At 31.2% G+C, this 12,686-nt stretch carries 14 protein-coding genes; 2 read left to right on the plus strand and 12 right to left on the minus strand.

Features of this window, described 5'->3' with window-relative positions:
- Nucleotides 1-8: 8 nt before the first annotated feature.
- Complete coding sequence (locus AJ939_RS09385) at nucleotides 9-716, minus strand: YebC/PmpR family DNA-binding transcriptional regulator (protein WP_002861884.1); 708 nt, start codon at nucleotides 714-716, stop codon at nucleotides 9-11.
- Nucleotides 717-821: 105 nt separating this feature from the next.
- On the opposite strand from AJ939_RS09385, the gene AJ939_RS09390 reads away from it, so the two are divergent.
- Both AJ939_RS09390 and AJ939_RS09395 read left to right on the plus strand, forming a co-directional pair.
- Nucleotides 822-1,163, plus strand: a complete 342-nt coding sequence (locus AJ939_RS09390; protein ID WP_070276650.1) for a DMT family transporter — start codon at nucleotides 822-824, stop codon at nucleotides 1,161-1,163.
- A complete protein-coding gene (locus AJ939_RS09395; protein WP_002861886.1) occupies nucleotides 1,163-1,471 on the plus strand; it encodes a DMT family transporter in 309 nt (102 codons plus the stop codon). The genes AJ939_RS09390 and AJ939_RS09395 overlap by 1 nt, the downstream gene beginning before the upstream one ends.
- A gap of 17 nt (nucleotides 1,472-1,488) precedes the next feature.
- On the opposite strand, the gene argS is transcribed toward AJ939_RS09395, so the two are convergent.
- The 11 genes from argS to AJ939_RS09450 form a co-directional block, all read right to left on the minus strand.
- Entirely contained in the window at nucleotides 1,489-3,081 is a 1,593-nt protein-coding gene (gene argS, locus AJ939_RS09400; protein ID WP_070247781.1) for an arginine--tRNA ligase, read from the minus strand.
- Between the two features lie 11 nt (nucleotides 3,082-3,092).
- A complete protein-coding gene (locus tag AJ939_RS09405) occupies nucleotides 3,093-3,332 on the minus strand; it encodes a twin-arginine translocase TatA/TatE family subunit (RefSeq protein WP_002852866.1) in 240 nt (79 codons plus the stop codon).
- A 1-nt stretch (nucleotide 3,333) separates the two neighbouring features.
- Complete coding sequence (gene gmk / locus AJ939_RS09410; RefSeq protein ID WP_002870471.1) at nucleotides 3,334-3,951, minus strand: guanylate kinase; 618 nt, start codon at nucleotides 3,949-3,951, stop codon at nucleotides 3,334-3,336.
- Between the two features lie 2 nt (nucleotides 3,952-3,953).
- Nucleotides 3,954-5,585: a highly acidic protein gene (locus AJ939_RS09415; protein ID WP_070276652.1), complete on the minus strand. Its 1,632-nt coding sequence runs from the start codon at nucleotides 5,583-5,585 to the stop codon at nucleotides 3,954-3,956.
- Between the two features lie 56 nt (nucleotides 5,586-5,641).
- Nucleotides 5,642-6,409 carry a flagellar biosynthetic protein FliR gene (gene fliR, locus AJ939_RS09420; RefSeq protein ID WP_002859266.1) on the minus strand — a complete coding sequence of 256 codons (768 nt, stop codon included), beginning with the start codon at nucleotides 6,407-6,409 and terminating at the stop codon, nucleotides 5,642-5,644.
- Nucleotides 6,396-7,031, minus strand: a complete 636-nt coding sequence (locus AJ939_RS09425) for an ABC transporter ATP-binding protein (protein ID WP_002852807.1) — start codon at nucleotides 7,029-7,031, stop codon at nucleotides 6,396-6,398. The genes fliR and AJ939_RS09425 overlap by 14 nt, the downstream gene beginning before the upstream one ends.
- Before the next feature lie 12 nt (nucleotides 7,032-7,043).
- Nucleotides 7,044-8,117 (minus strand): translation elongation factor Ts, encoded by a 1,074-nt coding sequence (tsf, locus tag AJ939_RS09430; protein WP_070276654.1) that lies wholly within the window; start codon nucleotides 8,115-8,117, stop codon nucleotides 7,044-7,046.
- A complete protein-coding gene (gene rpsB, locus AJ939_RS09435; protein WP_002870699.1) occupies nucleotides 8,117-8,908 on the minus strand; it encodes a 30S ribosomal protein S2 in 792 nt (263 codons plus the stop codon). The genes tsf and rpsB overlap by 1 nt, the downstream gene beginning before the upstream one ends.
- A 115-nt stretch (nucleotides 8,909-9,023) precedes the next feature.
- Complete coding sequence (locus tag AJ939_RS09440) at nucleotides 9,024-10,187, minus strand: SAM-dependent methyltransferase (protein ID WP_002861892.1); 1,164 nt, start codon at nucleotides 10,185-10,187, stop codon at nucleotides 9,024-9,026.
- Nucleotides 10,188-10,314: 127 nt separating this feature from the next.
- Nucleotides 10,315-11,439: a cytochrome c1 gene (locus tag AJ939_RS09445; protein ID WP_070276657.1), complete on the minus strand. Its 1,125-nt coding sequence runs from the start codon at nucleotides 11,437-11,439 to the stop codon at nucleotides 10,315-10,317.
- Nucleotides 11,436-12,686, minus strand: coding sequence for a cytochrome b (locus AJ939_RS09450; protein ID WP_002852758.1), 1,251 nt, complete (start codon nucleotides 12,684-12,686; stop codon nucleotides 11,436-11,438). Before AJ939_RS09450 ends, AJ939_RS09445 begins: the two co-directional genes overlap by 4 nt.

Below are 12,686 nucleotides of genomic sequence, written 5' to 3' on the forward strand. Positions count from 1 at the left end.
TTTTCTCCTTAATCTATATTTGTATAAACAGCTTGAACATCATCATCATCTTCTAACTTATCTAAAAGCTTTTCTATATCACTAAGCTGTTCTTCACTAAAGCTTACAGGATTGTTTGGTATATACTCAAGTCCTGCTTTTTTAAGAATTAAACCCTTAGTTTCTATAGCAGAGCTTAGCTCACCAAAAGCAGTATAATCACCGCTAATTACCAACTCTTCTTCATTTTGTTCTAATTCTTCAAGCCCTGCATCGATCAAATCAAGTTCTAATTCTTCTAAATCTCCTGCAAATTTTTCAAGATGAAAAACCGCTTTTCTTGTAAACATAAAGCCTAAAGATCCATTTTGTAAAACTTCTCCACCATTCTTGCTAAAAATAGCTTTTACATTGGCCACGGTGCGTGTAGGGTTATCACTCATACATTCAACTATAACTAAAGCTCCATGCGCAGCTTTTCCTTCATAATGAATGTTTTTAATATCTGCGCTATCTTTTCCACTCGCACGCTTAATAGCCGCATCTATATTATCTTTTGGCATATTATTTGCTTTTGCTGTAGCTATAGCACTTCTTAATTTTGGATTCATATCAGGATCAGTGCCACCTTCTTTAGCAGCTACTTGTATGGCTTTAGCAAGCTTAGGAAAAAGCTTGCTCATTTTATCCCATCTAGCCTCTTTAGAAGCTCTTCGGTATTCAAATGCTCGTCCCATAAATTCTCACTTTCTTTAAAGATTTTCAAACTTAAAAGTATAAACTAAAAAGGCTAATTAAAGCTTTAAATGGTATGATTTTACCATTTATTTTAGGAGAAGTTTTTGAATATCACAAAAAAAGAACTTTTTGTTGCTTGGTTTTTCTTGATTGTTGCTATTGTATTTGAAGTTTTAGGTACTAGTTTTTTAAAAATGGAAAATCAAATTTTAGGCTATATATTTATGGCTTTATTTATAGCTTTTTCTTATTTTTTTATGGGCAAAGCGATTAAAAAAATTCAAGTAGGCATAGCCTATGCTGTATGGGAACTTTTAGGGATTATTCTTATACTTTTAGTTTCTTTTATAGTTTTTAAAGAGAGTTTAACCTTAACTCAAATTCTAGGCATTGTTCTTTCTATCGTTGGAATTATCATGATTAATATAGGCGAGGTTAAAGAATAATGTATATTTTTATCATTGTTTTATCAGCATTCTTAGATATCATAGCAAATTTATTGCTAAAAAAATCAGATGGTTTTAAGCATAAAATTTGGGGCTTGGCTGCGATTGTCAATGCTATACTTGCTTTTTTTCTACTTTCTTTTTCTTTAAAATACGTTCCTTTAAGCATAGCTTACTCAACTTGGGGTGCTATAGGCATCATAGGAACTTGTCTTGGTGGATGGATTTTATATAAAGAAAAATTAAACAAAATAGGAATTTTAGGCATCATTATCGTAATAATAGCAGTATTTTTACTAAATTATTAAAACAGCAAAATGCTGTTTTAATGTTCCATTTTGTTTTTCGCTTCAATACCCATTAAAGAAAATGCGGTTTTAATACTAAGAGCAACCAAAGAAAATAATTTAAGTAAATCATTTTCATTTGCAGAGCCTACAACTTTATTTTCATTGTAGAATTTATGAAAATTTGCAGCTAAATTTTTAAGATAATCAGGAATTTTTTGCAAAGCTCTAGCCTCAAAAGCATCGTTTAAAATAGCTTTTAAATTCAAAGCTTCAAAAAGTAAATTTACACCATCTTGATTTAAACTTTGTAAATCAGCTCCCATTACATCATCGATTTTTTTACCAGCTTTAGCAAACACTTGATGAATTCTAGCGTGTGCGTAGTTGATATAATACACAGGATTAGAGCTATCTTCTTTTTGCAAATCACTAATATCAAATTCCAAATGAGTATCGCACTTTTTACTCAAAAAGATATAACGCAAAGCATCACTTCCTATTTCATCAATCACATCGCTCATCAAGATAAAATTTCCTGCTCTTTTACTCATTTTATAAGGCTCTCCATCTTTAAGCAAGGAAACCATTTGTGCTAAAATAATCTCAAGATTATTAGAGTCAAATCCCAAAAACTCCATCGCAGCTTTCATTCTAGGGATATAACCATGATGATCTGCTCCCCAGATATTAATACACTTGCCATAACCACGACTCATTTTATCCTTATGATAAACAATATCTGCTGCCAAATAAGTCCCGCGTCCATCTTCACGGATAATTACCCTATCTTTTTCATCGCCTTTTTGCGAAGAAGCAAGCCAAATTTTACCTTCTTGCTCGTAAATTCCTTTATGTTTTTTTAAAGATTCTAAAGTTGCATTTAAAGCGTCATAATACGATCTCTCACTTACATAGCTGTCAATTTTAATCTTTGCTTGTTCTAAATTTTGTTTAATCAAAACAAGCATTTTATCTTTTGCCCAATCAGCTAAACTAGGGATATTTTCTTCACTAAAAAATTCTTTACCAAATTTTTCAAAAGCTTCTTTTGCCAAATCTGCTATATACTCGCCTTTGTAATATTGCTCTGGATATTCAACATTTTCATGAAGTATATTTTCTTTCACACTTAGTAAAATAGAAAGCCCTAGTAAATAAATTTGATTACCCGCATCATTGACATAGTATTCTGTATCAAATTTATAGCCCAAATGTCTCGCAAGTCTTGTTAAGGTGTCTCCAAAAACAGCGCCTCTTGCATGTCCTATGTGCAAAGGCCCAGTAGGATTTGCACTCACATATTCAAGCAAAAAACTTTCTTGTTTTTTTTCTCCTTTAGAAAAATCATTTGGATTTGCTAAAGCCTGATTTGCAAGTTCATTTAAAAAAGTTTTGGAAATTCTAAAATTTAAATACCCATTTATAGCTTCAACTAATTCAAAACAATCATGATTTTGAAATTTGCTCGCTAAGTCGCTAGCGATCAACATAGGAGATTTTTTTAATTCCTTAGCCAGTGAAAAAGCCAAAGGGGTAGCAAAATGTGCTAAATTTTTATCCTTTGGATTTTCAAGTGTAAAATCACACTCTAAAATCTTTTTAATTTCATTAAAAATAATACTTTTCAAAAGACTAAACCTTAAGCTTTTTTTGTTTCGTCTATACTTGCGTCAGCATTTGTATTATTAGTTGTGTTTTTGTTTTCTTCTATTTTTTGAGTATTTTTTGCTACTTCATCATCATTATTCATTTCATCTTTAAAAGTTTTAATACCTTTACCTAAACCCTTTGCAAGTTCTGGAATTTTTTTTGCTCCAAAAAGCAATACAACAATCAATAAAATAATCAACCAATGACTTGGACTTGACCAACCACCCATTTTATTCTCCTTCATTCCAAATATTTTGAATTTGTCCTAGATTCTGCCCTTTGGTTCTAAATTTATGGGCGATTAAAATCGCTCGCAATACTTCATAGCTTTGCTTTAGCTCATCATTAATGATAAGATAATCATACTCGCTAAGTTCTTTCATTTCATCACTAGCGTTTTGTAATCTTTTTTCTAGTTGTATTATTGTATCAGTATTTCGCTTAATAAGTCTTTTTTTTAGCTCATCTTTATTTTTTGTAGTAATAAAAACAGAAACAATCTTATCAGCCATTTTTTGTCTGGCTATTTTAAATCCTTGCACATCAATATCAAAAACAACTATTTTTCCATTATCTAAAGCATCTTGAGTATGCTTTAAAGAAGTGCCATAAAAATTTTCATGCACCTTAGCCCATTCTAAAAAATGATCACCATCTATACCTTTTTGAAATTCTTCATGGGATATGAAATGATAATGTATTCCATTTTTTTCACCCTCTCTTGGTTTGCGAGTTGTTGAAGAAATAGAAAAATAAAGCTCATCTTCAAATTCATCAAAAAGTTTTTTTAAAAGAGTTGATTTTCCAGCTCCACTAGGACCTGAAATCAACAAAATAAAACCTTGCAATTTTAATCCTCTTTAAAACTAATGTTTATATTTATATTCATATTCATACCCTTAAGAGCAGCTTTTAAGGTATCATCCTTAATACTTGAAGTGATCGCTCCTACTATGCTTTGGCTAAGCTCATTAACTATCTCTTCACTATTATCATCTTTAGTTGCATTACTTACTATAGGCTCTTCATTTTTTTCTACAATTTCCTCTCCAAGAGCTTCTTGTATATCACTTTCTTTCAATGCATCAAAATCACTTATATTTAAATTTGGCACAACCACTTCCTCTTCATTTGTTCCTAATTCTATATCGTCTAAAATTGGCTCATCTTTAAAATCTTCTAAAACCTTGCTACTATTATCATTATCAATACCATAATCAAGCTCATCAAGTTGAGCTAGTTCTTCTTTGATTTGATCTTGAGTGCTCAAATTTGAAATAAAATCATCCATTTCATCTTGAACATCTTCTTCCACAACAGGAGAAAACTCCTCTAAATTTTCCTCTGATTCTTCATTATCTTTTGCTTGACCTAAAAATTCAGCATCCTCAGGAATATCATCAAAATCCATTTCTTTTTCTTGCTCTTCAACCACAGGAAGAACATCAAAGTCGCTTATATTAGCTTGTAATTCTTTGTTATCTTCTAAATCTTCATCATTTTTATCATCTAGTTCGTCTAAACTAGGCTCAGAATCCAAAGCTGTATGTTCTTGGCTTAAGTCTTCTTTTTCGCTTCCGCCATCTTCCAAAGTTAAATCTAAATCAGTTTGAATGTCTTCTTGAGTCTGTTCTTTAATTGCTTCTTGTTCTAAATTTTCATCTTCTAAATTTTGAGTTTCTAAAGTTTTGTTTGCATTATCATCTTGAGCGTTAAGCTCTTCTTGCATTTCTAATGTATTTGTTTTAGAATCGTTTAATAATTCTTGCTTTTCTATTTCTTCATTTTTGTCATCTTCTTTGATTTCTAAATCTTCATCATTTTTATCATCTATACTAGGCTCAGAATCCAAAGCTGTATGTTCTTGGCTTAAGTCTTCTTTTTCGCTTCCGCCATCTTCCAAAGTTAAATCTAAATCAGTTTGAATGTCTTCTTGAGTCTGTTCTTTAATTGCTTCTTGTTCTAAATTTTCATCTTCTAAATTTTGAGTTTCTAAAGTTTCGTTTGCATTATCATCTTGCGCATCATCATCAAAACTCAAATCTTCCATTCCATCTGAAGTTATATCTAAAGAATTTTCATCAGGCAAATCATCTAAATTTAAATTATCTAAATCCAAGCTTATATCAGCATAAGGATTTTCATCATTGCTTAATATTGGCAAATCAATAGATGTATGTTTGTTTGTATCTTTATTATTAAGTAAATTTAAAAAATCTGTAGGTAAAAAAGGTTTTTGTAAAATTTGCGCATCTATATCTTCTACATTTTGGTTTCGCGGAGCTAAAAAAATCAATCTATCACATTTTTCTTTAAGAATTTTTAAAGGTGCTGGAGTATCGCTATCTACAACAATCACATCATAATTACCCAAATTTTCACTATAAGCATTAAGTTCTTCAAAATCATAAGACATTTTTTTAGCACTAAGGCTTACAAGTCTTGAAACTACAGGGTTTTCATTTAAAAGTAAAATTTTCATCACTTTAATCCTTGAAAAATAATCACTATTTTACGATAATTTCATTTATCCTTTCCTTAGGAGAAAAAAAGAGTTTGCATATGAGTAAAAAGTTCTAAAATTAAATTTTTAAAATATTGCATCATAACTAGTAAAATAGCAATCAAAACTACAAAGCCTAAAGCTATCTTTATAGGATAGCCAATAACTAAAAGATTAAATTGTGGCATTGTTTTCATCAAAAGTCCAAAAATAACATCGGCTAAAAGTGAAATTCCAAGTATGGGAAAGCTCATAGTAAAACCTATGATGAAAATATTAAACATACCCATATTTAAATAATGCATTAAATTCTCATGCGGATAAAATCCACCTAAACTAATATAACCTAAAGAATGACTTAAAAACAAAAGCATTAAATGATGACCATCAAAAGCAAGAAAAAACATCAAAGCAAGCAAATTTAAAATTTGTGCCGTAATAGGCATACTCGTTCCAGAACTTGGATCTAATATACTTGCCATAGTAAATCCCATAGTAAAAGCAATCTGCTCACCTGCCATCATAATAATAGCAAAAATAATTTGAAGCATTAATCCTGCTATCATTCCAAAAATCACTTCACTAATAAGCTGTAAAACAAAAAAACTATCTAAATGCAAAGATTCTAATCTAGCCAAAGGATATAAATACATAGTCAAAAATAAAACTATAGTACTTTTTATCACCATAGGAATAGAATTATGTGAAAAAAAAGGAAAAAAAACTATAAGACCACTCATTCTAGCAAGAAGCAACATAAAAGTTACAACATTTTTATCGCCTAAATAATTAACAAATTCCATTGGCGTTTATAGTATAAGTTTTATCACAAAAACTTGCGAGCTTGCTATCGTGAGTTACAAAAAATAAAGCTGCATCATTTTCTTTAACATAGGAAATTAAAAGTTCAATAACATTTTTAGCATTATCAAAATCCAAATTTCCAGTTGCTTCATCAGCAAAAATAATCTTTGGTTTTTTACAAAGCACGCGCGCGATACTCACACGCTGTTGTTGTCCGCCGCTAAGCTTTCCTATTTTTTGATGTAAAAGCGTATCAATACCTAATCTTTTTAAAATTTTCTCATCTAAATCTTGACCCGATAAAACACTAGCAAGTTCGATATTTTCTAAAGCTGAAAAACCTTTAAAAAGATAATGTGTCTGAAAAATAATACCAAAATCATAACGGCGAATTTTTAATCTTTCGTTTTCATCTATCTGATAAAGACTAGAACCTTTAAAAAAAACTTCACCTTTTTTTGGAATTAATAAAGAAGAAAGTATATGTAAAAGAGTAGATTTGCCACAACCGCTACTCCCTTGAATAGCAATGCAATCTTTAGTGTTTAAAGTAAGATTTAAACCCTCAAAAAGCGGATAATCAAAACTATGGCTTAAATTTTCCGCTCTTAAGAGTTCCATTTTTAACCGTTTTTAAAGTTGTGCAGCAACTTCAGCCGCAAAATCTTCAGTTTTCTTTTCTAAACCTTCGCCAACTTCAAAGCAAATAAATTCGACAATTTTAATTTTTCCGCCAAATTCTTTTTCTTTTTCGGCAATTACTTGTTCTACGGTTTTTTTATCATCCATTACATAAAACTGACCCATTAAAGTAAGTTTGCTATCAAGTTGAGAATTATCTGCTATAAAGCTATTCATTTTACCTGGGATAATATTGTCCCAAATTTTTTCAGGTTTACCTTGAGCTTTAAGCTCTTCTTTGATTTTTTCTTCAGCTTCTTTTAAAATTGCATCGCTTAATTGTTTGCGACTTGCAAATTGAGGAATTTTATGTTCAGGTTTATTTGGATCTTTAAGTCTGCGTCTTTCTTCATTTTCTTTTTCAAGTTCAGCAACCAAAGCTTTGTATTCATTTTCAACAAAAGTCATATCCAAATCTTCATAACTTAAATAACTTGGTCTCATTGCTGCAATATGCATACAAATTTGTCTTAATAAATCTCTTGATTTTGAAGCCACTTCAGCGCTATCACAAGCTGCAGCGATCACAACACCAACACGGCCATTTGTATGGATATAACCATTTACAACGCCATTAGGACCTGCTTTTAAAGTTGCAAATCTTCTTACAACTAAGTTTTCTCCTATAGTTGCAATTTGACTTTTTAAATATTCTTCAAATTTTACGCCATTGATTATGCTTGAATGAAGTTCTTCCACACTTTGCAAGCCATTACTTTGAATATGAGCTGTAGTATCTTTTGTTAAAGCGATAAACTGATCATTTTTTGCCACAAAATCTGTTTCGGAATTAATCTCGCTTACAGTTGCGCTTGTAAAATCATCGCTTACTTTTACACTTACTAAACCTTCCGCAGCAAGTCTGTCTGCTTTTTTAGCAGCCTTACCTAAACCTTTTTCTCTTAAAAGTTGTACCGCTTTATCAAAATCTCCATTAGTTTCACTCAAAGCATTTTTACAATCCATCATCCCCGCACCTGTACTTTCGCGGAGTTCTTTTACCATTGCAGCAGTGATTTCAGCCATTATTCTTGCTCCTCACCGAAGTCTTCTTCGCTCATCGCTTCATCTAAAACTTCTTTTTTCTCTTCATCGGTGATTTCTTTTTCTTCATTTGCTAAAGCTTCACCGTCTTGTTCTCTTAAAGCTTTTCCTTCATTAATCGCTTCAGCCATTTCTTGACAGAAAAGTTGCACTGAACGAATTGCATCATCATTTCCTGGAATAGGATAAGTTACCAAATCAGGATCGCAGTTTGTATCTAGTGGAGCTACAACAGGAATTCTTAATCTATTTGCTTCTTGAACAGCAATTTTTTCTTTTACTGTGTCAACAACAAAAATCATATCAGGTTGAGTTTTCATATAACGAATTCCACCTAAATAAGCTAATAATTTTTCTTTTTTTCTTGTAAGCATTAAAGCTTCTTTTTTAGTTAAAAGCTTAATACTTCCATCTTCTTCCATTTTTTCAATTACTTCTAATTTTCTAATTGATTGGCGAATGGTACCAAAATTTGTCATCATACCGCCAAGCCATCTATGATTTACATAAGGCATACCGCATTTTTCAGCGTATTCTTTAATCGCTCCACCTGCTTGTTTTTTTGTCCCAACAAAAAGTATAGTTTTTCCTTCAGCAGCAGCGTCACGAACGATATTATAGGTATATCTAAAATATCTTAAAGTTTTTTGTAAATCAATTACATAAATACCTTTTCTCTCGCCAAAAATGAATTTTTTCATCTTTGGATTCCAGCGTCTTGTTTGGTGTCCAAAATGCACACCGCATTCTAATAAATCTCTCATACTAACCATGAGTTTCTCCTTATAAATTTAGCTTTATTCCTTCACATCCCTTAATTTACACAAGCTAAAAAGGATTGATGTGTGTGAAATGAAGCTAAGATTTTATCAAATTTAAGTTTAGTTTTTACTTATATATGTAGTCCTTGGTAAGACTTAGATTATTATTGATTTCTTTTGTGATTAAAAATTGAAACAAATCCACGCTTCCAACACGAAAAGCAGAGGCACAAGAACGAAGGTACAAATCCCACATTCTTATAAATTCTTCATCATATTTTTCCCTTACCTTGTCTAATACTTTGTTAAAATTTTCATCCCATAAATCTAAAGTTTTTGCATAGTGCATTCTTAAACTTTCTGCTAAAAGAAGATGAAAATCCCACTCGCTCATAGCACTTACAACCTCTCTTAAAGAAGGTAAATATCCTCCTGGAAAAATATATTTATCTATCCAAGCATTTGTTTTTCCTTCAAACATGGCTAAAATAGAATGTAAAAGCATAGAACCTCCAGGTTTTAACACTTGTTTTACTTTCATGAAATAAAGTCCTAAATTCTCTTTACCTACATGTTCAAACATACCCACAGAAACAACTTTATCAAAATAATTTTCAAATTCTAAATCTTGATAATTTTGAAGTCTTATTTCTATTTTATCTTCAAGACCAAGTTCTTTTACTCTTTCCTTAGCTTTTTTACACTGCTCCTCTGAAATAGTAATTCCAACAACCTTAACTCCATACTTTTGAGCCGCCATAATAGAAAGCCAACCCCAGCCACAACCTATATCTAAAAGCTTTTCTCCTTCTTTTAAATCAAGTTTTTTAAGGGTATGTTCTATTTTGTTAATTTGAGCTTCATAAAGAGTATTATTAGGCTCTTTAAAATAAGCGCAAGAATAGCTCATAGTATCATCAAGCCAAAGCTTATAAAAATCATTACCTATATCATAATGACTTTTGATATTTTTACTTTCTTGCTTTTGAGTTATTTTACTCAATACATCTTTTTTGGTTTTAAAAAATTGCTGATTAGAAAAATAATATAATACCCTAGCCATTTCATCATAATCGCCCTCTATGTCAAGTTTTGCCTGCATATAATGTCTTGCAAAAACCAAACTTGTATCACCAAATAACTCCAAAAAAGGAATTTTTTCTTTAAAAATTAAAGAAAATTTAGCAGGTTTGTTTCCGATAAAAAATTCTTCTTTATCCCAAAAAACAACTCTAAAATCCCCATAATCCCATTTTTTTAAAATAGATTTGATTAAAGTTTTTTCTAACATAAAATACTCCTAAATTCTAAAATAATTATATTTTGAAGTATCTCTCTTTAAATATTAAAAATTAATAAAAATGAAGAAAAAATAAGATTTTTGCCATTATCATTAAATAATGGCAAAAAATGTAATATTAATGTAATTTAGACCAAACAGAACGCTTCCAACCTATAGCAAAAATACTTAAAATTACAAAGAATATCATTACATAAATTCCTGTAGTTTTTCTTTCTTCTTTTTTGCTATCACCCACTTGATCAATATAAGATACAACCTTAGCCTGTGCAGCTTCTGTTAAACCTACTCTTGGCATAGCGGTTCCTGGAAGAAGTTTTTGAGTGTTATTAATAAAATCATGTAAATATTGCTCACCACGAGATCTTATCATCATAGAAAGATCAGGCGGAACAGAACCTAAATAAGTTTTTAAATCATTTTGATTTGATGGAGTAAAAAAGCTATCGTATTTCATATCATGACAACGTCCGCAAGCCTCAATAAAAGTTGCTTTATCTTTAGCAAATTTTATATCTTTTTCCATTAAAGCCGCTTTTTGAGCACTATTTTCCATTTTAGCATATTTTGCCTCAACATCTTTCTTAATAGTAGCATCTTCATTGGCTTCAAATTTAACACTCACATCTTTAAGATAAGCAATTACATTGGCTATATTTGCATTTGTAGTTTCTTCACTTTCTCCTGAAGTATCTTTATTGTAAGCTGTCATAATAAAAGCATCACCAAATTTATGATCTACTTTTAAAGCAAGCGCAGGATGCATAATCAAAGCAGCTAAAAATTTTTCATCAAAAATAGCACCAGCTGCACTAAGATCAGGTGGTATTACTCCCATAGAAGAATCAGTAATATTAGCTGTTATTCCATCTTCTTTTACACCATGACATGCAAAACAGTTATTTTCAAAAAATTCTTTACCTTTTTTTGCATCACCCTTAGCAAAATCGATCTTTGCAACATCTGCCCAAAGTGTTTCAACTTTGCTTAATTCTTCTTTTGCTTTTTCAAGTTCTTTGTTTGCACTCTCTATTCTTTTAGCATCTCCTGAAGCTTGTGCATCTTTTAGAGCTAATTCTTTAGCTTCAACTATACCTTTTGCAAAAGTAGCATCTTCAACAGCAAAATCAAAATTTGCAGGAGCAACATGAGGTTTCATCACTGAATGAGCATAAGGCTCTACCCCCCAATATACAAGCGCAGTAAAAACTACCACAACTAAAAATATTTTTATTTCTCTCATTGTTTAGCTCCTTTTCTCTCCATAATAGTAATAACCGGTAAAACTACAATAAGTAAAAGTAAAAATACTATAGAAGCATAAAATCCTACCCAAGCATTTACACCTGTTGGAGGTAATTTTCCATAAACTGTTAAAACAATTAAATCGATAAGCAATATCCAAAACCAAATGAAAAATAAAGGTCTTTCATGAGCCGGTTTTACAACATCACTTCTATCAAGCCAAGGAAGCAAGAAGAAAATCACTTGAGCAATACCAAATGCAGCCAAACCTATATCAAAAGCTTTAATACCTGCAATATCAAAGAAAAATCCTCTTAAAACTTCATAACTCCATAAGAAATACCACTCAGGATAAATATGAGCTGGTGTTTTAAGCGCATTAGCCGGATCAAAATTAATTGGATCCATTGCAAATTCAAATTTAAAACAGACCAAATAAAAGAAGAAAATCATAAAAAAGCTTATATACATAAAATCTTTTGATAAAAATCCTGGCCAAAAAGGAATCACTTTAGAACCCTTTGTGTCACCTGCCATGTACTTTTCAGCCTCTAAGTCAAAGTCAAGTTCTTCAGAAATTTCATTATTAACATGAGGAATTCTTAAAGAATAGAAGTGAAATGCTATAATAGCAATGATAACTATAGGAAGCAAGCACACATGAAGCATAAAAAATCTTGTTAAAGTTGGATCAGAAACCGCATAATCTCCACGAATCCAAATCACAAGCTCAGGGCCAATAAATGGTATCCCTCCAAAAAGATTAGTGATTACTTGAGCTGCCCAATAACTCATTTGTCCCCAAGGAAGCATATATCCACTAAAAGCTTCAGCAGAAAATACAACAAACAAAAGCATACCGCTAACCCAAATCATCTCACGACCTTTTTTATAAGAACCGTAATAAATTCCTGTTAGCATATGTATGTATATAATCAAAAATACAACAGAAGCGGCAACACCATGCATGTGACGCCAAAGCCATCCATAATCCACCTCTTGCATAATAGTCTTATTCACACTATCAAAAGCAAGTGCAGTATCTGGTTTATAATACATCACAAGTAAAAGTCCTGTAACAAAAAGCACTGCAAAAAGAGTGGTTAAAATAACCCCCATTGCCCAAAGAAAGTTAATTTGCTTTGGTATCCAATACTTTACCATTAAAACATCAAGCAGTTTATGTACTGCGAGTCTTTGATCAAGCCAATCTACAAGACCATTAGCTTTTCTAATTTGTGCCAT

It is taken from the genome of Campylobacter sp. BCW_6889, assembly GCF_001762535.1.
GTDB classification, from domain to species: Bacteria; Campylobacterota; Campylobacteria; order Campylobacterales; family Campylobacteraceae; genus Campylobacter_D; species Campylobacter_D jejuni.

What these genes read in the sequence shown, in the direction of transcription:
- AJ939_RS09385 (WP_002861884.1), bottom strand. Translation starts at nt 716, where the DNA reads ATGGGACGAGCATTTGAATACCGAAGAGCTTCTAAAGAGGCTAGATGG.
- AJ939_RS09395 (WP_002861886.1), top strand. Translation starts at nt 1,163, where the DNA reads ATGTATATTTTTATCATTGTTTTATCAGCATTCTTAGATATCATAGCA.
- AJ939_RS09405 (WP_002852866.1), bottom strand. Translation starts at nt 3,332, where the DNA reads ATGGGTGGTTGGTCAAGTCCAAGTCATTGGTTGATTATTTTATTGATT.
- AJ939_RS09415 (WP_070276652.1), bottom strand. Translation starts at nt 5,585, where the DNA reads ATGAAAATTTTACTTTTAAATGAAAACCCTGTAGTTTCAAGACTTGTA.
- fliR (WP_002859266.1), bottom strand. Translation starts at nt 6,409, where the DNA reads ATGGAATTTGTTAATTATTTAGGCGATAAAAATGTTGTAACTTTTATG.
- AJ939_RS09425 (WP_002852807.1), bottom strand. Translation starts at nt 7,031, where the DNA reads ATGGAACTCTTAAGAGCGGAAAATTTAAGCCATAGTTTTGATTATCCG.
- tsf (WP_070276654.1), bottom strand. Translation starts at nt 8,117, where the DNA reads ATGGCTGAAATCACTGCTGCAATGGTAAAAGAACTCCGCGAAAGTACA.
- rpsB (WP_002870699.1), bottom strand. Translation starts at nt 8,908, where the DNA reads ATGGTTAGTATGAGAGATTTATTAGAATGCGGTGTGCATTTTGGACAC.
- AJ939_RS09440 (WP_002861892.1), bottom strand. Translation starts at nt 10,187, where the DNA reads ATGTTAGAAAAAACTTTAATCAAATCTATTTTAAAAAAATGGGATTAT.
- AJ939_RS09445 (WP_070276657.1), bottom strand. Translation starts at nt 11,439, where the DNA reads ATGAGAGAAATAAAAATATTTTTAGTTGTGGTAGTTTTTACTGCGCTT.
- AJ939_RS09450 (WP_002852758.1), bottom strand. Translation starts at nt 12,686, where the DNA reads ATGGCACAAATTAGAAAAGCTAATGGTCTTGTAGATTGGCTTGATCAA.